15 protein-coding genes are annotated in these 19570 nt (G+C 59.0%); 1 reads left to right on the top strand and 14 read right to left on the bottom strand.

Annotated elements, in window-relative coordinates:
* Window positions 1-81: 81 nt before the first annotated feature.
* The 12 genes from pnp to EAV92_RS05210 form a co-directional block, all read right to left on the bottom strand.
* Entirely contained in the window at window positions 82-2181 is a 2100-nt protein-coding gene (pnp, locus tag EAV92_RS05265; RefSeq protein WP_123040091.1) for a polyribonucleotide nucleotidyltransferase, read from the bottom strand.
* 182 nt (window positions 2182-2363) lie between these two features.
* Window positions 2364-2633, bottom strand: coding sequence for a 30S ribosomal protein S15 (rpsO, locus tag EAV92_RS05260; RefSeq protein WP_123040090.1), 270 nt, complete (start codon window positions 2631-2633; stop codon window positions 2364-2366).
* 153 nt (window positions 2634-2786) lie between these two features.
* Window positions 2787-3776 (bottom strand): bifunctional riboflavin kinase/FAD synthetase, encoded by a 990-nt coding sequence (locus EAV92_RS05255; protein ID WP_241158446.1) that lies wholly within the window; start codon window positions 3774-3776, stop codon window positions 2787-2789.
* Between the two features lie 38 nt (window positions 3777-3814).
* Complete coding sequence (gene truB, locus EAV92_RS05250; protein ID WP_241158445.1) at window positions 3815-4783, bottom strand: tRNA pseudouridine(55) synthase TruB; 969 nt, start codon at window positions 4781-4783, stop codon at window positions 3815-3817.
* Window positions 4780-5760: a DHH family phosphoesterase gene (locus EAV92_RS05245; protein WP_123040088.1), complete on the bottom strand. Its 981-nt coding sequence runs from the start codon at window positions 5758-5760 to the stop codon at window positions 4780-4782. The genes truB and EAV92_RS05245 overlap by 4 nt, the downstream gene beginning before the upstream one ends.
* A 59-nt stretch (window positions 5761-5819) precedes the next feature.
* Window positions 5820-6176 (bottom strand): 30S ribosome-binding factor RbfA, encoded by a 357-nt coding sequence (rbfA, locus tag EAV92_RS05240; protein WP_123040087.1) that lies wholly within the window; start codon window positions 6174-6176, stop codon window positions 5820-5822.
* 33 nt (window positions 6177-6209) lie between these two features.
* Window positions 6210-9227 carry a translation initiation factor IF-2 gene (gene infB, locus EAV92_RS05235; RefSeq protein WP_123040086.1) on the bottom strand — a complete coding sequence of 1006 codons (3018 nt, stop codon included), beginning with the start codon at window positions 9225-9227 and terminating at the stop codon, window positions 6210-6212.
* Entirely contained in the window at window positions 9220-9549 is a 330-nt protein-coding gene (locus EAV92_RS05230) for a L7Ae/L30e/S12e/Gadd45 family ribosomal protein (protein ID WP_123040085.1), read from the bottom strand. Before EAV92_RS05230 ends, infB begins: the two co-directional genes overlap by 8 nt.
* Window positions 9536-9856 carry an RNase P modulator RnpM gene (gene rnpM / locus EAV92_RS05225; RefSeq protein ID WP_123040084.1) on the bottom strand — a complete coding sequence of 107 codons (321 nt, stop codon included), beginning with the start codon at window positions 9854-9856 and terminating at the stop codon, window positions 9536-9538. Before rnpM ends, EAV92_RS05230 begins: the two co-directional genes overlap by 14 nt.
* 45 nt (window positions 9857-9901) lie before the next feature.
* Window positions 9902-10999, bottom strand: coding sequence for a transcription termination factor NusA (nusA, locus tag EAV92_RS05220; protein ID WP_123040083.1), 1098 nt, complete (start codon window positions 10997-10999; stop codon window positions 9902-9904).
* 26 nt (window positions 11000-11025) lie between these two features.
* The gene (gene rimP, locus EAV92_RS05215) at window positions 11026-11487 is read right to left on the bottom strand and encodes a ribosome maturation factor RimP (protein WP_123040082.1); all 462 of its coding nucleotides are present in this window, start codon (window positions 11485-11487) and stop codon (window positions 11026-11028) included.
* Between the two features lie 208 nt (window positions 11488-11695).
* Entirely contained in the window at window positions 11696-16024 is a 4329-nt protein-coding gene (locus EAV92_RS05210) for a PolC-type DNA polymerase III (RefSeq protein ID WP_123040081.1), read from the bottom strand.
* 249 nt (window positions 16025-16273) lie between these two features.
* Between EAV92_RS05210 and EAV92_RS05205 the strand changes: the two genes are divergently transcribed.
* On the top strand, window positions 16274-16702 hold the full coding sequence (locus EAV92_RS05205) for a cupredoxin domain-containing protein (protein WP_123040080.1): 429 nt from the start codon (window positions 16274-16276) through the stop codon (window positions 16700-16702).
* Between the two features lie 67 nt (window positions 16703-16769).
* Here the strand turns inward: EAV92_RS05205 and proS are convergent, their stop codons facing one another.
* Window positions 16770-18218, bottom strand: coding sequence for a proline--tRNA ligase (proS, locus tag EAV92_RS05200; RefSeq protein WP_123040079.1), 1449 nt, complete (start codon window positions 18216-18218; stop codon window positions 16770-16772).
* Window positions 18219-18245: 27 nt separating this feature from the next.
* Window positions 18246-19505, bottom strand: a complete 1260-nt coding sequence (gene rseP / locus EAV92_RS05195) for an RIP metalloprotease RseP (RefSeq protein WP_123040078.1) — start codon at window positions 19503-19505, stop codon at window positions 18246-18248.
* Between the last annotated feature and the right edge of the window lie 65 nt (window positions 19506-19570).

The raw sequence follows: 19570 nt of genomic DNA, 5'->3' as shown, positions 1-19570 counted from the left end.
TCTCCCGTATCCTATGCGGACAAAAACAAAAAGAGACCTTCACAGTCTCTTTTGCCTTCCAACATATGGGAGATGCGTGCTTTAAACCGACACTTCTTCCGTGCCGAGCAGCGCTTTGCGGGACAAGTTGATGCGGCCCATGTTGTCGATCTCGGTGACCTTCACGACGATCTGGTCGCCGATGCTGACGACGTCCTCGACTTTCGCCACGCGCTCGTTGGCGAGCTGCGAAATGTGGACGAGACCGTCCTTGTTCGGAAGGATTTCCACGAACGCGCCGAATTTCTCGATCCGCTTGACCGTGCCGGTATAGATTTCGCCGACCTGGACTTCCTTCACGATGCCCTCGATGATCTTCTGGGCGCGGCGGTTGGCTTCTTCGTCCGTCGAGGCGATGTAGACCGATCCGTCTTGTTCGATATCGATTTTGACGCCGGTCTCCTCGATGATCTTGTTGATGATTTTGCCGCCGGATCCGATGACGTCGCGGATTTTGTCCGGGTTGATTTTCATCGAAATGATCTTCGGAGCGTATTTGCTCAAGGAAGTGCGAGGCTCTTTCATCGTCTCGAGCATTTTGCCCAAGATGTGCATGCGGCCTTCCTTCGCTTGCTGCAGGGACTGCGTCAGGATGTCGCGGTCGATGCCGTCGATTTTGATGTCCATTTGGATGGCGGTGACGCCCGCGGCGGTTCCGGCCACTTTGAAGTCCATGTCGCCGAGATGGTCTTCCATGCCTTGGATATCGCTCAAAATCGAGAAGTTGTCGCCGTCCTTGATCAAACCCATCGCGATGCCCGCAACCGGCGCTTTGATCGGAACGCCCGCGTCCATCATCGCCAGCGTGCTGGCGCAAATGCTGGCCTGCGACGTCGAGCCGTTCGATTCGAGCACCTCGGAAACGAGGCGGATCGCGTAAGGGAATTCCGTTTCCGACGGAATGACTTTCAGCAAGGCGCGTTCACCCAGCGCACCGTGGCCGATTTCGCGGCGTCCCGGCGGGCGCAGCGGACGGGCTTCGCCGACGGAGAACGGCGGGAAGTTGTAATGGTGCATGAAGCGCTTGGAATCTTCCAGGCCGATGCCGTCCAGGATTTGCCCTTCGCCGAGCGGTCCGAGCGTGCAGATGCTAAGCGCTTGGGTTTGTCCGCGCGTGAACAGTCCGGAACCGTGCGTACGGGGAAGCAGTCCGACGTCGGTCGAGATCGGACGGATTTCCTCCAGTTTGCGGCCGTCAGGACGCACTTTGTCGTGCGTGATGAGGCGGCGCACTTCGTTTTTCACGATGTCGTACAGAACTTCCTTCACGTCGTCCAGCTTGTCCGGCGCTTCGGCATAGACGGATTGGAAATGCTCCACCGTCTCCGCGTTCACGGCGTCGATCGCCTCTTGGCGGGCGTGTTTCTCCGCGATTCGGACCGCTTCCACCAAGCGGGACTGCGCATAGGCTTGTACGTCCGCTTCGACGGAAGGATCGACCGCGTGAAGCTTCACTTCCATTTTCGGCGTGCCGGCTTTGGCGACGAGGTCGTCGATCAACGCGACGATCTTCTTGATTTCTTCATGGCCGAACATGATCGCTTCGAGCATTTCGGTTTCCGGCACTTCTTCGGCTTCCGCCTCGACCATCATGATCGCGTCGCGGGTGCCGCCGACGACGACGAACATATCGCTTTTCTCTTCCTGCTCGACGGTCGGGTTAATGACGTACTGTCCGTCGACGCGGCCGACGATGACGCCACCGATCGGTCCGTTAAACGGAACGTTGGAAATCGCGAGCGCTGCCGAGGTGCCGATCATGGCGGCGATTTCAGGCGAACAGTCTTGGTCGACGCTCATGACCACGCTCACAACCTGAACGTCGTTGCGGAATCCTTCCGCGAACAGCGGCCGGATCGTGCGGTCGGTCAGTCGGCTGGACAAAATGGCTTTTTCGCTGGGACGGCCTTCCCGTTTGATGAATCCTCCGGGAATTTTGCCGACGGCATACATGCGTTCTTCATAGTTCACGGTAAGCGGGAAGAAATCGAGATCCTTCGGTTCGGAAGAAGCCGTCACGGTAGACAGCACCACCGTCTCGCCGTATCGGACGACGACCGCCCCATTCGCCTGTTTGGCCAAACGGCCGGTTTCGAGGGCGAACGGCCGTCCGCCGAGCAGCATTTCCACGCGTTGCTCCATACTGCTAACCTCCTTCAATCTGACTTATGTACATTCGACACTATTTCCATTATTTCCTGCCTGTCCAAGGCTTAGGCATCTCCGGTCCGGAATTGCCCTACAAGGGAAAAAAGCAACCCGGTACCGGTCGGGACGTGAAACATCCCAAGCGACTCGGCCAGGTTGCTTTGCAAGGCAAGAAATTAGCGGCGCAGGCCGAGTTTCTCGATCAGGGCGCTGTACCGTTTTACGTCTTTGTTCTTCAGGTACGCCAGCAGCTTACGGCGCTGACCAACCATCTTGAGCAGACCGCGGCGGGAATGGTGGTCTTTCTTGTGCTCCCGCAGGTGAGTCGTCAAGTTGTTGATGTTTTCCGTAAGGATAGCGATTTGGACTTCCGGGGATCCGGTGTCCGAAGCGTGCGTCTTGTGCTGTTCGATCAGCTCTTGTTTACGCTCTTGAGTCAATGCCATCCTGTTCACCTCCTTAATATTGAGAATCGCCGTTAGCCTCGCCGCCGACGGTGAGATCGATCGGCCAAGCCAAGGTTCTATGCCGCGCGGATTCGCGCAACGTGTATTAGTATAGCACAACCCGCGGCCGAGATACAACGACCGTCTCGTAGGTTAGCGATTTTTTAATTCTTCTAAAAGAAGACGGGCTCGTTCCGCGTCTTTGCCGATCTGGCCGACCAACTCATCCACCGAGCCGAACTTCCGCTCTTCCCTTAAGAATTCATGGAACGCGAGGCTTATCGTGCGGCCGTACAAATCTCCGGAATAGCCGAACAGATGGGCTTCCAGTCTGAGCTCGCCCATAGGCGTCTCGAAGGTCGGGCGGAACCCGACGTTCAGAACCGCATCATAGGTTCCTTCTACATCTCCGTCTTCTCCGAGCAGGTCGACCGTAATGGCGTAAACGCCGGTTCGAGGGATGACATATGGCTGTTCGGGCATCACGTTCGCCGTCGGGAAACCGATTTGCCTGCCTCTCGCATCGCCGTGAACGACCTTGCCTCTCAACGAGTAAGGTCGTCCCAGCAGACGTTCGGCGGACTTGCAGTCGCCTTCGGCCAGCTCCTCGCGAATCCGCGTGCTGCTTACTTTGTCGCCGCCGCCTTCCACCGGCTCCGCCACGATCACGTCGATCTCGCCTTCCCCGTAACGCCGCATCGTTTCGGCTTTGCCTTCCCCCCGATGGCCGAAGGAAAAATCGAAGCCGACGACCGCGGTTTTGACGTTAAGGCCGAGCAGAATTTCGCGGATGAACGTTTCCGCGGTTATGGCCGAGAAGCTCCGGTCGAAGGAAATCACGTACGCGGCTTCCACGCCCAGCCCTTCCAGCAAGGCCAGTTTATCTTCGAGCGGCGTCAGCACCGTGCGGTAAGAATCGCCTTGTCCCAAAACCGCCCGCGGATGGGGATCGAAGGTCATGACCGCAGGCGTCTGCCCGCGTTCCTTACCGTATGCCACCGCCCGGCGGATCACTTCGGCATGTCCCAGATGGACGCCGTCGAAAAACCCGATCGCCAGCGACAAGCCGCCCGGCTTGCGCGCCCCCGCCGGCAAGGATAATCCGCCGCTGACCGATTCGGCCGTCAATTCGTAGAGTTCCACTGCCATTCCCCCTGCCGCGGACTGTTCGCCTTATCGGCTCAATCCGCCTCTTTGCCGTCCGGCTCCCGTTCCCCTTCGGGAGGAAACACTTTCACCGCCCGAAGCCGGCCGGACTCCTCTTCCCATTCGAAAATGCCGAGAAAACCGCCGTCCTCCCGGTCCACGAGCCACAAGCGCGATCCCGACGGGACCGGCTGCAGCCGCGCTGCCGGAATCGGCTTGCCTTGGATCGCGTGAAGGCACTCGAGCGAAGCCGCGGTCGTTCTCGGCAGATGCGTCAGCAGGCGATCCCCGGGAATGAGCTTTTCCGCAAGCTCTCCGCTCTGGACCAGCGCGGGGATCTCCTCCAGGGTCACGCAATCTTGACGCCGAAGTCCGGCGCTCTCGGTGCGGATCAGCGATGCCATGACGGCCGGCACGCCCAAACGCCGGCCGATGTCCACGCAAAGCGTACGGATATACGTGCCTTTGGAGCAACGGACGGAAAACCGGATCTCCGGACGAGGGCTACCCGCGGCCACGTGAAGGATGTCGATGTCGTGGATCGTTGCTTTTCGCGGTTTGCGCTCGACGGTCACGCCTTCGCGCGCGAGCTCGTAAAGCCGCTTGCCGTTCACCTTCACGGCGGACATCATCGGCGGTATCTGTTCGATTTCGCCTACGAAAGAGAGCACCGCATCCCGGATTCGCTCCTCGGATAGATGGGAAGCGTCGGCCTCTTCGATGACCTCGCCTTCGAGATCCTCGGTGTCGGTCGCGAGCCCGAACCGCAGCACCGCTTCGTACGTCTTCGGCATTTCCTGCAAATATTCCACGAACCGGGTCGCCCGGCCCACGCAAAGCGGAAGCACGCCGGTCACCGCGGGATCCAGGGTCCCCGTATGGCCGATGCGCTTCACGCCGAGCAGCCGCCGGGCTTTGGCCACGACGTCGTGCGACGTCCAGCCTGCCGGTTTCCAAATCGCCAGGACTCCGTCCATTCCGGGCGAAGCTTGCCGTTTGCTCATAGGGCGTCCAGCTCTTTCTTCAAATAAGCGATGACTTGTTCCATGGCGTCGGCCAGCGGGATCGTCAACCTGCAGCCTGCGGCGCGGACATGCCCGCCTCCGCCGAAATGCTGGGCGGCAGCCGCCACGTTCACGCGTCCCGCCGAACGCATGCTCACCTTGACCGATTTCGTCCCGTTCTCCTTGAACAGAACGCCGACCTCGACCCCTTCGATATTCCGGGGGTAATTGACGAGGCCTTCCAAATCCTCGTTCGTCGCGCCGGTTTCCGCCAAATCCTCGGAGGTCACCCAAATCCAGCCGATCCGCTGGTCATCGGTGAACGCCAGCCGCGACAATCCCCGTTGAATCATGCGCATTTGGCCCATGGACATCCTCTCGAGCAGCTGTTCCGCCAGCACCGGCCCTTGCGCGCCGGCAGCCAGCAGCCGCGACGCCGCCTCCATCACGAACGGGCTCGTATTGGCATAACGGAAACCGCCGGTGTCCGTCAGCAGCCCGGTATAAAACGCGGTCGCCGCGTCGGCGTCGAGAGCGAGGCCCAGGTGCCCGGACAATTCGTAAAGGATTTCCGCCGTCGCAGCCGCGTCGAAGCGCAGCAGGTTCTCTTTGCCGTACGCGTCATTGGTCGGATGATGGTCGATATTCAGCAGCTCGAAGCCCTCTTCGAACCATTGCTGCGTCGGACCTACGCGGGAAAAATCGGCGCAGTCCACGGCGATCACGTTCCGGTATTTGCGGGTCGGCTCGCCTTCCGCGCATTCCACGATGCTGCCGCAGTTCCATAAAAATCGGAGCCGGGACGGCACCGGTCCTTCATTCATCATCGTGTATGACTTGCCGAGTTTGTCCAGCATCCAGCCGACCGCGACCGTCGAACTGATCGCGTCGCCGTCCGGCTGCACGTGGGACACGACGAGAAAATCGTCACGTTCCCGTAAAAAAGCCGCGGCCAACGCGAGTTGCGCTTCCCACATCCGTTTTCCCCCAACCGCATATTAGGAATGCCTGTATCTGGCAAAGAAACCGGGACGCGTCAAGGCTGACGCGTTTCCCGGTTAATTTGCTGCAGCAGCGACTCGATGTGGCTGCCGTATTCGATCGAACTGTCGAACCGGAATTCGATTTCCGGCGTGTGGCGCAGCCGAACGCGGCGGCCGAGTTCCGTGCGAAGGAATCCCTTCGCACGGCCGATCGCATGAAGCGTCGCTTCTTTCTGTTCTTCGCTGCCCAGAATGCTGAGATACACGCGGGCTTGCGACAAATCGCCCGTCACGTCCACTCCGGTCACGGTGATGAACCCGATGCGGGGATCCTTCAGTTCGGTCTGGATAATGCCGCTGATTTCTTTCTTGATCTGTTCCCCGACCCTGCCCGTACGGAATTTGGCCATGATGTATCACCTCTTATAGGTTCTCTGCCGCGATTATCGCTCGACCGACTCCATGACGTACGCTTCGATGACGTCGCCTTGCTGCAGGTCGTTGAATTTCTCCAGCGTGATGCCGCACTCGTAGCCTTCCGCCACTTCGCGAGCGTCATCCTTGAACCGCTTGAGCGAATCGATTTTCCCTTCGTATACGACGCTTCCGCCGCGGATCAAGCGGGTTTCCGCCGCGCGGGTGATTTTGCCGTCGGTGACCATGCAGCCGGCGATCGTGCCGACTTTGCTGACTTTGAACGTCTCGCGCACTTCCGCGTGGCCGATGATTTTTTCTTTGAAGACCGGATCCAGCATGCCTTTCATGGCGTGCTCGATTTCCTCGATCACCTTGTAGATGATGTTGTGCAGCCGCACGTCGACTTTTTCCTGCTCGGCCGCTTGCGCCGCGCGGGGCTCCGTGCCGACGTTGAAGCCGATGACGATGGCGGAAGAAGCCGCCGCCAGCAGAATATCGGACTCCGTAATGGCGCCGACGCCGCTGTGAATCGACTTGACGCGAACGCCTTCGACCTCGATTTTGGCAAGCGAGCCCTTGAGGGCTTCCAAGGAGCCTTGCACGTCGGCCTTGAGGATGACGTTGAGGTCCTTGATCTCGCCTTCTTTGATCTTGTTGAACAGATCGTCGAGCGTCACCTTGGAGTTCGATTTCATCGTTTCCTGACGCGTCTTGATCGCGCGTTTGTCGGCGATTTCGCGGGCTTTGCGCTCGTCTTCGAACACCATGAACGGATCGCCGGCTTGCGGCACTTCCGTCAGTCCGGTGATTTCGACCGGCGTAGAAGGTCCCGCTTCTTTGATGCGGCGGCCGCGGTCGTTCGTCATGGCGCGGATGCGTCCGAAGCAGTCGCCTGCCACGAAGGCATCGCCTACTTTAAGGGTACCGTTCTGTACCAGAACGCGGGCAACCGGACCTTTACCCTTGTCGAGCTCGGCTTCGAGCACGGTGCCGCGGGCGCGTTTGTCCACGACCGCTTTGTAGTCGTTGACTTCCGCCACGAGCAGGATCATGTCGAGCAGTTCGTCGAGATTTTGGCGCTGTTTCGCGGAAATTTCGACGAAGACCGTATCCCCGCCCCAAGCTTCTTGTACCAAGCCGTACTCGGTCAGTTCCTGCTTCACGCGGTCCGGATTCGCTTCCGGTTTATCGATTTTGTTGACGGCGACGATGATAGGCACGTTCGCCGCTTTGGCGTGGTTGATCGCTTCCACGGTCGTCGGCATGACGCCGTCGTCGGCCGCCACGACGAGAATCGTGATGTCCGTCACTTGGGCGCCGCGGGAACGCATGACCGTAAACGCTTCGTGGCCCGGGGTATCGAGGAACGTGATTTTCTTCCCGTTCGTCTCAACCTGGTAGGCGCCGATGTGCTGGGTAATGCCGCCGGCTTCGCCTGCCGCGACTTTCGTTTCGCGGATGGCGTCGAGCAGCGTCGTTTTACCGTGGTCGACGTGACCCATGATCGTGACCACCGGTGCGCGGGTTTCCAACGCATCCGGATCGTCGTTCTCTTCTACCGTCTCGAAATTCGTGTCTTCGACGACGATCTTCACTTCGGTCTCTACGCCGTATTCGCCGGCGACGAGCAGGACGGTATCGAGGTCCAACTCTTGGTTGATCGTGACCATCGTGCCCATCATGAGGAGCTTCTTGATGACTTCCGAAGCGTCCTTATGCAACAGTTTGGCCAATTCGCCGACCGTCATTTCACCGCGCACGATAACTTTCTTCGGCGTGTTGTCGATTTTCTCGCGCTGCGGCTGGTTGCCGCGGCCTTTGGCGTTTTTGCCGCCTTTGCCTTTACCGCTTCTAAACCCGCCGCGGCCTTCATCGAAACGTTTGCCGAAATCGTTGCTGTCTTTACGCTTGCCGTCGCGGTTGAACCCGCCTTCACGGCTTTTGTTGGCGTCCGGACGTCCGCCGCGGTTGTCGCCCGGGCGTCCCCCGCGTGCTGCCGGCGCCGGTGCGCCGGCCGGAGCCGCGCCGCGGTTTCCGCCGAATCCTCCGCCGCCGCCTTGGCCTTGCGGACGGCCGCCGCCGAAACCGCCTTGACCCTGTGGACGGTTACCTTGATAGCCGCCGCCTTGACCGCCTTGGCCCTGCGGACGGTTGCCTTGGTACCCGCCGCCTTGACCGCCTTGACCCTGCGGACGGTTACCTTGATAGCCGCCGCCTTGACCGCCTTGGCCTTGCGGACGGTTGCCTTGGTATCCGCCGCCTTGACCCTGCGGACGATTGCCTTGGTACCCGCCGCCCTGACCGCCTTGGCCCTGCGGACGGTTGCCTTGGTACCCGCCTCCTTGACCGCCTTGGCCCTGCGGACGATTGCCTTGGTACCCGCCGCCTTGACCGCCTTGGCCCTGCGGACGGTTGCCTTGGTATCCGCCGCCTTGACCTTGCGGGCGGTTGCCGTCGCGGTTGCCTTGATATCCGCCGCCCTGACCTTGCGGGCGGTTGCCGTCGCGGTTGCCTTGATATCCGCCACCCTGGCCCTGCGGACGGTTACCTTGATAGCCACCGCCTTGACCGCCTTGACCTTGCGGGCGATTGCCTTGGTACCCGCCGCCTTGACCGCCTTGGCTCTGCGGACGGTTGCCTTGGCCTTGCCCTTCGTGGCTCGGCGCGGATGCAGCCGGTGCCGTTCCCGCCGGCGCGCTCGTTGCGGCCTGCGTCACGGCTTGCGGCTGACGCGGCGCTTGCTCCTCCGGCTTCCGCTGGTTTTGCGCAGGCGCAGGCGAAGAAGCCGGTGCTCCCGCCGGTTTCGGCGCGGCCGGCTTGGCTGCGGATTGCGCCATCTTGGCTGCGGCATTGGCTTTAACGTCGCGGAAGAACTTCTCGACCGCGCCGACCATGCCGTCTTCCATCACGCTCATGTGATTGTTGACCGGCATGTTCTGCCTTTTGAGAATCGTGATGATTTCCTTGCTGCTCATGTTGAGCGATTTGGCATATTCGTAAACGCGAAGCTTATCCTTATTGTCGTTCGTGTCTTGTTTACTCAATATTCTCCACCTCCGAATGTTGGACCCAGCCGCCGGCAATCATGTCCGCGAAACCTTGATCCGTCACGGCGAACATGACGCGCTCGGGCTTGCCGACGGCCCAGCCCAGCTCGTATCGGGTAAACCCGACCACGAGCGGAACGCCGTAGCTGCCGCATTTGTCCGCCATTTTCTTCCCCGTGTTGTCCGAGGCGTCCTTCGCCAGCACGACCAATTTGGCCTCGCCGCCGCGGATCGCCTTCAGCACCGTTTCTTCCCCCGACACCAGCTTGCCTGCCCGCATGGCGAGACCGAGACGCGACAATACCTTATTCGCCGTCATCTTCATCCTCCTGCAGCAGTTTGCCGGCTTGAAACTCGTCTTCCGCTTTTATGAAATCATCCTCAAGCCGGTCGTAGATTTCCGGCGATACGGGCGCTTTGAGCGCGCGCTCGAACGCCTTCGATTTCTTGGCCAGCTTGAAGCAGCTTCGTTTGCCGCACAAGTAAGCGCCGCGCCCCGGTTTTTTGCCGGTCAGGTCGATCTGGATGTCCCCTTGCGGCGAACGGACGATGCGGATGAGTTCTTTTTTCGGCATCATTTCCTGGCAGGCGACGCATTTGCGCTGCGGTATTTTTCGCGGTTTCAAGGCGATTTCCCCCTCCCGTCCCAACGCGGCTTCCGGCTGTCCGGCTTAGTCGATGGACACGCTGTCCTGATGCATGGTCGCGCCCGTCGATTTCGGGCGTCCGTATTCCTGCTCGGCCTGCGTCTCGCTCTTGATGTCGATTTTCCAGCCGGTCAGCTTGGCTGCGAGCCGCGCGTTCTGGCCTTTGATTCCGATCGCGAGAGACAACTGGTAGTCCGGCACGATGACGCGCGCCATTTTCTCGGCCTCGAACACGATAACCTCGAGTACCTTAGAAGGGCTGAGCGCATTCGCGACGTATTCCTCGACGGAATCGGACCAACGCACGATGTCGATTTTCTCGCCTTTGAGCTCCGTGACGATCGTCTGGACGCGGACGCCCTTCTGACCGACGCAGGAGCCGACCGGATCGACTTCTTCGTTCCGCGAGTACACGGCGATTTTGGACCGGAATCCGGCTTCGCGCGCCACGGAACGGATCTCGACGGTACCGTCGAAGATTTCGGGAACTTCAAGCTCGAACAGCCGCTTCAGCAAGCCCGGATGCGTGCGGGACAAAATGATTTGCGGCCCTTTGCTCGTATTCTCGACTTTCGTGATATAGGATTTGACGCGGTCTCCCTGCTTGAACTTGTCGGTCGGCATCAATTCGGTGAGGGGCAGAGCCGCCTCCACTTTGCCGAGGTCGATGTACAGGTTGCGCAAATCCATCCGTTGGATGATGCCCGTGACGATGTCTTGCTCTTTGTCCACGAAAGCGTGGTAGATCAAGCCGCGCTCGGCTTCGCGGATGCGCTGCGTAACGACCTGCTTGGCCGTCTGCGCCGCGATGCGCCCGAAATCGCGCGGGGTGACTTCGATTTCCGCGATGTCTTCCATTTGATAGTGGGGATTGATCGCGCGGGCCGCTTCGACCGAAATTTCCAGGCGAGGATCCAGCACTTCCTCCACGATCGTTTTGCGGGCGTATACTTTGATTTGACCCGTCATCCGGTTGATGTCTACACGAACGTTTTGTGCCGTATTGAAGTTTCTTTTGTAGCTGGAGATGAGTGCCGCTTCGATGGCTTCGATCAGGACATCTTTGGCGATGCCCTTCTCTCGCTCGATTTCGGACAGCGCTTCGATAAACTCCATGCTCATGTCGGAATGACCCCTCCTTCGGTGGATTAGAATACGATGGCCAGGCGTGCCGAGGCCACTTTATCGTAAGGGATGGCAACCTTCTTGCGGCCGATGACGATCGTCATCGTGTTGCCGTCGAAGCCGTCCAGCCTTCCTTCGAATTCCTTGGCGCCGTCGATTTGTTCATAAGTCGTTACGAAAACATGGCGTCCGACGGCCTTGGCCACGTCATCCGCTTTCTTGAGCGGACGTTCGGCTCCGGGCGAGCTGACCTCGAGGAAATACGCTTCTTCGATGGGATCCAGTTCGTCGAGCTTCGCGCTCACGAATTCGGAAATACGGCCGCAATCGTCGATGTCGATGCCGCCGTCCTTGTCCACGAACACCCGCAAAAAGCGGTTGCTCCCTTCCTTGACGTATTCCACGTCCACCAGCTGAAAACCGTGTTCCTCCAGGTACGGAACCGCGAATTCTTCCACGATGGATTTGATGTTCGTTGCGCTCAAATGCCCAACCTCCCGTGCTTCCAAATGGATCCGCCGCAGTGCCGTATACCCGAAAACCCCCATGGCAAAACGGAAAGAGTGGGTTTCCCCACTCTTCTGCAGACAGTGATATCCACATGATTACCAAAAATAGTTTAGCATATTCCGGGCATTCTGGCAACGGGGGTCACGCGCCCATTCGCAGGCGGACCCCCGTACCGGGATCCGATCAGAACAGCATCAACTGGTTGCTCTCAGGCAGTCCGCGGAAGCATCCCATGCCGTTCAGCAGCTCGACGATCGTCTTGCTCGCCTTAGAGCGTTGCTGGAAGTCCTCGATAGAGAGGTAATCGCCGTCTTCGCGGGAAGCCGCGATGTTCTTGGCCGCGTTCTCGCCGATCCCCGCCACGGCGGAAAACGGCGGGATAAGCGAATCCCCGTCGACTTTGAAGCGCGTCGCGTCGGAACGGTACAAGTCGATCGGCTTGAACTTGAAGCCCCGAGCGGTCATCTCCAGCCCCATTTCGAGAATGGAGATCATGTTCTTCTCTTTCGTCGTCGCCTGGAAGCCTTTCGCCTCGATCTCGACCAGCATCTTCAGGATCGCGTCATAACCTTGACAGAACAGCTCGACGTCGAAATCCGCCGCGCGAACCGAATAATACGTCGCATAGTATTCGATGGGATAATACAATTTGAAAAATGCCGTCCGAACGGCCGAGATGACGTAAGCCGACGCGTGCGCCTTCGGGAACATGTACTCGATGCGCAGGCAGGAATCGATGTACCACTGCGGCACCCCGCAGCGCTTCATTTCGTCGATCCACTCCTGCGTAAGCCCTTTGCCTTTCCGCACGCTTTCGGTGATCTTGAACGCCAGCGACGCGTCCATTCCTCCCTTATAAATGAGGAACAGCATGATGTCGTCACGGCAGCCGATAACGGTCTTGATCGTGCAGGTGCCGTTCTTGATCAGCTCCTGCGCGTTGCCGAGCCATACGCCCGTGCCGTGGGACAAGCCCGAAATCTGCAGCAGGTCGGCGAACGAGGACGGCTTCGTCTCTTCGAGCATCTGCCGGACGAAACGCGTGCCCATCTCCGGCACCCCGTAGGTGGCGACGTTCGTGCGGATTTGCTGCGGCGAGACGCCGAGCGCGTCGACCGAGTTGAACAGGCTCATGACCTTCGGATCGTTCATCGGGATCGTCGTCGGGTCGACGCCCGTCAAATCCTGCAGCATCCGCATCATCGTCGGATCATCGTGCCCCAGGATATCGAGCTTGAGCAGGTTCTCGTCGAAGGCGTGGTAATCGAAGTGCGTCGTCTTCCACTCGGAGCTCGTGTCGTCCGCCGGAAACTGGACCGGCGTGATGTCTTCCACATCGATGTAGTCCGGCACGACGACGATACCGCCGGGATGCTGGCCGGACGAGCGCTTGACGCCGGTGACGCCGGCCGCGATCCGGTTCAGCTCCGCCCCGCGCCACGATTTGCCGTGGTCCTCTTGGTATTTCTTCGCGTAACCGAACCCGGTTTTCTCCGCGACGGTGCCGATCGTGCCGGCCCGGAACACGTTTTTCTCCCCGAACAGCACCTTCGTGTAGTTATGCGCGTGCGGCTGGTATTCGCCCGAGAAGTTCAAATCGATATCGGGAACCTTATCTCCCTTAAACCCGAGGAACGTCTCGAACGGAATGTCCTGGCCGTCGCCCCTCATCATTTCCCCGCAATTCGGGCAGGGCTTGTCCTTCAGGTCGAAGCCGGAAGGCACGCTCCCGTCGGTAATGAATTCGCTGTATTTGCAGGCCGGATTGCGGCACAGGTAATGCGCGGGAAGCGGGTTAACTTCGGATATTCCGAGGAACATCGCGACGACGGAGGAACCGACGGAACCCCGGGAACCGACGAGGTAACCGTCCGCATTCGACTTTTTCACGAGCCGTTCCGAAATGAGATAGTTCGCCGAGAAGCCGTATTGGATGATCGGCTTCAGCTCTTTCTCCAGTCGGGCGGTCACGATCTCCGGAATCGGATCCCCGTACATGTTGCTCGCCGTTTCATAGCATTTCGAACGGATTTCCTCGTCCGCGCCGTCGATGATCGGCGAGAATAGGCCGTTGTCGGTCGGGCCGCCCTTCTTCGGGAACATATCGAACGGCTCGAAGCGGTCGGCTAATTCGTTCGTGTTTCGGACGACGACTTCGAACGCCTTTTCTTTGCCCAGGAATGCGAACGCCTCCAGCATTTCGTTCGTCGTACGGAAATGCGCGTCCGGTTTTCGTTGGTCCTTCAGCGGGCTGAAGCCGGTAATTCCGTGGATCGTAATATCGCGGAACAGCTTCTCGCGCGGGGTCAAATAGTGGACGTTGCCCGTCGCGATGACCGGCTTGCCCAGCTTGTCGCCAATGCGGCATATTTTGCGGAGCGACTCTTCCAGCTCCGCTCGGCTGCCGACGAGACCCTTGTCCAGCAAATGCATATAGAAGTCCAGAGGCTGGATCTCGAGCACGTCATAGAATGCGGCCACCTCTTCGGCCTCTTCCAAGGACTTGTTCAAGACCGTCTCGAAAAATTCGCCTTTCTCGCAACCGGAAATGACCAGAAGCCCTTCCCTCATTTCGATCAACTTGCTTCTCGGAATGCAGGCAACGCGATGGAAAAACTCCGTATGCGAGAGCGATATGAGCTTGAACAGGTTTTTCTTGCCGACGGCGTTCAGCGCGTAAATGCCGCAGTGGAACGGCCTCGTCGTTTTCCAGCTGTTGCCGTTCACATGGTTGAGCTGGTCCAGTTCCGTCACGCCGCGAGTCTGGGCGTCCTTGAGAAGGCCGTTCAGAATGACGCCGAGGGCAATCGTATCGTCGATGGCGCGGTGATGGTTCTCCAGCGACACTTTGTAGAGGTCCGCCAGCGTATTCAGCCGGTGGTTTTTCATCGTCGGATGCAAATAACGGGCAAGTTCCAGCGTATCGAGCGCGGGATTGGGCACCGGAGGATGCCCATTCTGTTTGCAAGCGTGCTGGATAAAGCCGATATCGAACCTCGCGTTGTGCGCGACGAGCACGGCGTCCCCGATGAAATCCAGGAACTCCGCCAGCTTCGGCGCCAGCTCCGGAGCGTCCTTCACCATTTCGTCATTGATGTTGGTCAGCTGTTGAATGTTATAAGGAATGGGCTCATGGGGATTGATGAACGTCTCGAAACGCCCGATCTCCTGCCCATCCTTCATTTTGACGCCGGCAAGCTCGATGATTTTGTTGGCGGTGACGGACAACCCCGTCGTCTCGATATCGAAAACGACGTACGTCGCGTCAAGCAGGCTTTGTTCCCGCGGATTCAGCACCATCGGCACGGCATCGTTGACGACGTTCGCTTCCACCCCGAACAGCACCTTCATGCCGTGCTTCTTGCCCGCCTTCACCGCATCGGGGAAGCATTGGACGTTGCTGTGGTCGCTGATCGCGATCGCCTTGTGTCCCCATTTGGCCGCGGTCTTGATATAAACATCGACGGGAGTGACGGCGTCCATCGCGCTCATCGTCGAGTGCACATGGAATTCGACCCGTTTCTCCTCGGCTTCGTCCTTCGGCTCCGGCGGCGCCTTGACCTCTTTCAGGTCGCTCGGCATCATGACGAGCTCGGGAGGATTGAGGAAACGGTCGTATTCCACGCGGCCTCTCAGCTTCAGCCACTTGCCGTTGGCGAGCAGCCCGAGCACCTTGTTGTCGTCCTTCGTTTTGCCGAACACCTTCACGGTGATCGAATCCGTATAATCGGTTACGTAGAACTGATAGAGCGTGCTGCCGCTCCGCAGCTCCTTCACGTCCAGGCCGAACACGGTTCCTTGAACCGTAATCTTCTTCTCTTCCTCGAGGATCTGCTGAATCGGCACCGGCTCGTCTTTGATCTCGTAGCCGTGCTGCAAAATTTCCGGCGCGTCTCCCTCCGGCGGCGCATCGACTTGGGCGCTCGCCATCAGCTGCTGGACGGCCTCTCCGTTTTCCTGCCGGATTTTCTGCTGGAATTCGTCGTACGCTTCCTGGCGCGACTCACCGACGGCCAGTTTGACGCGGCACGTCCTGCCGAACCGTTCCTCGAAAAATTTAGCGGCATGGGTATCTACCGATTTGCGTTGCGCCAACCCGAGCGACATCTCGTCGAGCATGTACAACGTCAGCATGTCGTTTGCCGCTTCGATCCGCGCTTTGGCCAGCCATCCGTTTACGGAAACGAACTCCGATTGCATCCACGCCACGAAGACCGGCCAGTACTCTTCCACGATCGAAGAAGTCGGCACGTTCTCCTCGTAACCGAGAAGCACGGAAATGTTTGCGAGGTGACCGAGCTTGCCTTTAAGCTTTTCGATCCAACCCGCGTATATGGACGCCGGAAGCGGCGTGCTTTTCACGAAAAAGAACTTCCATTCCTTGCGCGTTTTGCTGATTTCCACCTTCTGGATATAGCCGTCCGAGAAATATTCCGAGACCCATTGAGCCGGAATTTCCGCTTGCTGCAGCAGCAGCTCGAATCTTTTGCGCCCATCGGCCGCATGATGCATGTTTACCTGCCTCCCAGATCGCGAAAAAGCAAAAGCTTCCGCGAATGGCGGCACCCTTCCCGTTCTTCGGGCCGGCTTGCCTCTTCCATTCGGAAGCTTGTCTGTTATCTATCATTTTAGCTTAAGAGAATCCAAAAGGGAATACGAACGCGGAAAGGACGATCGCGAAAATTTTCGTTGACGGCTCGAACCGTATCGCCGGACTACGCGTTACTTCTTGGGAATCATCGGAAAAGGGGGCCACAAAAGATGTGGACGGGAAAATGGCGGAATCGCGCGGCGGTTGCGGGAATAGGCATCGTCCTGACGTTGGCGCTGGCCGGGTGCGGCAAATCCGATTCCGGCGGGGATGCGGCGCCGCCGGCTGCGGTTTCAGCCGACGCAAGCGACGCCGGCGCTTCGAACGCGGCGGTGGTGAACGTGACGGCGTCGAATTTCAAATGGACGCTGGACAAAACCGAATTCACGGCGGGACAGCAGATCACGTTTAAGCTGTCCGGCCAGGACGGCGCGCACGGCTTCTCGATCGTCGGGCAGGACGTGAGCCATCCGATCAAAAAGGGAGAAACCGCAGAGGTGACCTGGACGCCGGATCAACCGGGCACTTACACGATCAAATGCAACATCATGTGCGGTTCCGGCCACCGGAACATGGAAACGACGTTCACGGTGAAGTGATTGAAACGATGAAATCCCCATGAGGTCCTTGTACGGGACCTTCATGGGGATTTCGTTTGACTTCGGCTTAGTACGCTCTCGCGAAAGCGACGGTATGTTTGGAAGGATCGCCGCAGACGAGGCACTGGGTCTTCGTCTCGGCCGGTTCGAACGGAATGTTCCGGCTCGTCGCGCCGGTCTCGTCCTTGACCTGCTTCTCGCAGGCTTCGGAACCGCACCAGCCGGCGAGCGCGAAGCCGCGCTGTTCTTCCAGCTTCGCTTTTAGCTCATCCAGCGTTTCGACGGAGAAGAAATGCTCCTTGCGGAATTCCAAAGCGCGTTGGAACATCTCTTGATGGACTTCGTCCAGCATCGCTTTGACTTCGGCGACCAAATTGTCCAACGGGACTTGCTTCTTCTCGCCGCTGACGCGGGAGACGAGCACGCAGACGCCGTTTTCCAGATCGCGGGGCCCGAGCTCCAGGCGGATCGGAATGCCGCGCATCTCGTATTCGTTGAACTTCCAGCCCGGCGAAACGTCGGAGCGGTCGTCCACGCGGACGCGGACGCCGGCTTTCTTCAGCTCGGCATACAGCTCGTCCGTTTTGGCGATTACTTGCTCCCTCGTCTTCGGCGGACCGATCGGGATCATCATGACCTGCGTCGGCGCGACCTTCGGCGGCAGCATGAGTCCGCGGTCGTCCCCGTGCACCATGATCATGGCGCCGATGAGGCGCGTGCTCACGCCCCAAGAAGTCGTGTGGCAAAATTCCTGCGTATTCTCGCGGCTCAAATACTTGATGTCGAACGCAACCGCGAAGTTCGTGCCCATGTAATGGGACGTTCCGGCTTGCACGGCGCGTCCGTCGCGCATCATCGCTTCGATGGAGAACGTATCCACGGCGCCCGCGAATTTCTCGGAAGGCGTCTTCTGGCCTTTGATGACCGGAATGGCCAGGACGTTCTCGACGAAGTCGGTATAGACGTCCAGCATCCGCATCGTTTCGCCCCGTGCATCCGCTTCATCCTCATGAGCCGTATGGCCTTCTTGCCAGAGGAACTCGCTCGTGCGCAGGAACGGAAGCGTCCGCTTCTCCCAGCGGACGACGTTCGCCCACTGGTTGATCAATACCGGCAGATCGCGGTACGAGTTTATCCATTTGGCGTACATGTGCCCGAACATCGTTTCGGAGGTCGGACGGATCGCCAGCTTCTCCTCCAGCTGCTCTCCTCCCGCTTCCGTCACGAAAGGCAGCTCGGGGTTAAACCCTTCGACGTGCTCTTTTTCCTTTTGGAAGAAGCTCTCCGGGATGAACAGCGGGAAATACGCGTTGCGGTGTCCCGTGTCCTTAAAACGCTGATCGAGCTCGCGCTGCATATGCTCCCAAATCTCGTAGCCGTCGGGACGGAATACGATGCAGCCGCGAACCGGCGAATAATCCATGAGCTCGGCTTTTTTGATGACGTCGATGTACCAACGGGAAAAATCTTCGCCCTGAGGCGTAATTTCCGTAACGAATCCTTTGTCCTTCGACATAACGGTTCTCCAACCCCTGACAGCGTCTTATTTTCTGACCAAACCTAAAATATCGTTATAGGTGACGACCACCATGAGCAGCATGAGCATCGCGAAGCCGATGAAGTGAACCATGCTTTCCCGGTTCGGGTCGATCGGCCGTCCGCGGACGGCTTCGATGCCGAGGAACAACAGACGGCTTCCATCCAGCGCCGGTATCGGCAGCAAGTTGAAAATGCCGAGATACAAGCTGAGAATGGCGGCCCAATTCGTCAGATACGGCAGCCCTTGGCGGGCGATATCCAGCGTGACCTTCGTCGTGCCGACCGGTCCGCTCATGTCCTTGAGGCCGACTTCGCCGAAGACGATTTTGCGGAAACCGTCGAAAATGACCTTCGTCCAGTTCACCATCGATTGCCCGGACAAACCGAGCGTTTCGCCGAAGCCGGGCTGCCTCTTTTCCGGACCGGGATAGATGCCGACTTTGCCGTCCGAACCCGGCGTTACCGTCAAAGGCACTTCAGCCCCGTCGCGGTTGACGACCCATTTCATCGGCTTGCCGGCGGAATCGCCGATCAGCTTGACGAAAGCGTCGATGTCCCCGCCGATTTCCTGACCGTTGACCGTGATGACCCGATCGCCTTTCTTCAAACCGGCTGTCGCTGCCGGCGAAGGATCCACCACTCCGGTAATGAAAACTTTCGTCGGATGGTCGACCACGACGCCGTTCATTTGAAGGGCGACGCCGAACAGGACGAACGCCAGCACGAAGTTCATGACCGGCCCGGCGAAAATCGCGAGCGCGCGCTGACCGACGGTTTTGCTGCCGAACTGGCGGTCGATCGGCGCGATTTGCGTTTCGCGGCCTCGGGCGACCACCAGCGCTTGCTTATGCAGGTTAAGCCGCATCTCTTCGCCGTCAACGTCCAAGCGGACGTACAGATCGCGCTCGAGGTCGATCGCCTTCACTTCGCCGCGGAGCACGTTCGACCGTTCGTCGAGCCGGTCCAGGTAAAGCTTCGTGACCCGATCGTCTTTGACCCGGACGGCGATCGTCTGGCCCGGCTGGACCTCCACGACCTCCGGATCTTCGCCCGCCATCCGGACGAAGCCGCCGATCGGCAGCAACCGGATCGTGTACCGGGTTTCGCCCTTCTTCACGGAGAACAGCTTCGGCCCGAAGCCGATCGCGAATTCCCGAACCAGAATGCACGCCCGGCGTGCGAAATAAAAGTGTCCCCATTCATGGAGGGAAACAAGAAGGAAAAACATCAGAACGGTCGCGAGAACGACCTGTATATTTTGCATGCCATCAACTCCCGTCGCCTCGTACGGCTGTCCTTAGATTAACATTATTCTCCGGGCCGATACAA

Source organism: Cohnella candidum (genome assembly GCF_003713065.1).
In the GTDB taxonomy this organism is placed as follows: domain Bacteria; phylum Bacillota; class Bacilli; order Paenibacillales; family Paenibacillaceae; genus Cohnella; species Cohnella candidum.
Note: the sequence above shows the minus strand (reverse complement) of the source record. Positions and strands in the feature narration are given on the sequence as shown.

Bases quoted from the DNA above. Each gene is read 5' to 3' on its own strand.
- pnp (WP_123040091.1), bottom strand. From the start codon at position 2,181: ATGGAGCAACGCGTGGAAATGCTGCTCGGCGGACGGCCGTTCGCCCTC.
- rpsO (WP_123040090.1), bottom strand. From the start codon at position 2,633: ATGGCATTGACTCAAGAGCGTAAACAAGAGCTGATCGAACAGCACAAG.
- truB (WP_241158445.1), bottom strand. From the start codon at position 4,783: ATGAGCAAACGGCAAGCTTCGCCCGGAATGGACGGAGTCCTGGCGATT.
- EAV92_RS05245 (WP_123040088.1), bottom strand. From the start codon at position 5,760: ATGTGGGAAGCGCAACTCGCGTTGGCCGCGGCTTTTTTACGGGAACGT.
- rbfA (WP_123040087.1), bottom strand. From the start codon at position 6,176: ATGGCCAAATTCCGTACGGGCAGGGTCGGGGAACAGATCAAGAAAGAA.
- EAV92_RS05230 (WP_123040085.1), bottom strand. From the start codon at position 9,549: ATGACGGCGAATAAGGTATTGTCGCGTCTCGGTCTCGCCATGCGGGCA.
- nusA (WP_123040083.1), bottom strand. From the start codon at position 10,999: ATGAGCATGGAGTTTATCGAAGCGCTGTCCGAAATCGAGCGAGAGAAG.
- EAV92_RS05210 (WP_123040081.1), bottom strand. From the start codon at position 16,024: ATGCATCATGCGGCCGATGGGCGCAAAAGATTCGAGCTGCTGCTGCAG.
- EAV92_RS05205 (WP_123040080.1), top strand. From the start codon at position 16,274: ATGTGGACGGGAAAATGGCGGAATCGCGCGGCGGTTGCGGGAATAGGC.
- proS (WP_123040079.1), bottom strand. From the start codon at position 18,218: ATGTCGAAGGACAAAGGATTCGTTACGGAAATTACGCCTCAGGGCGAA.
- rseP (WP_123040078.1), bottom strand. From the start codon at position 19,505: ATGCAAAATATACAGGTCGTTCTCGCGACCGTTCTGATGTTTTTCCTT.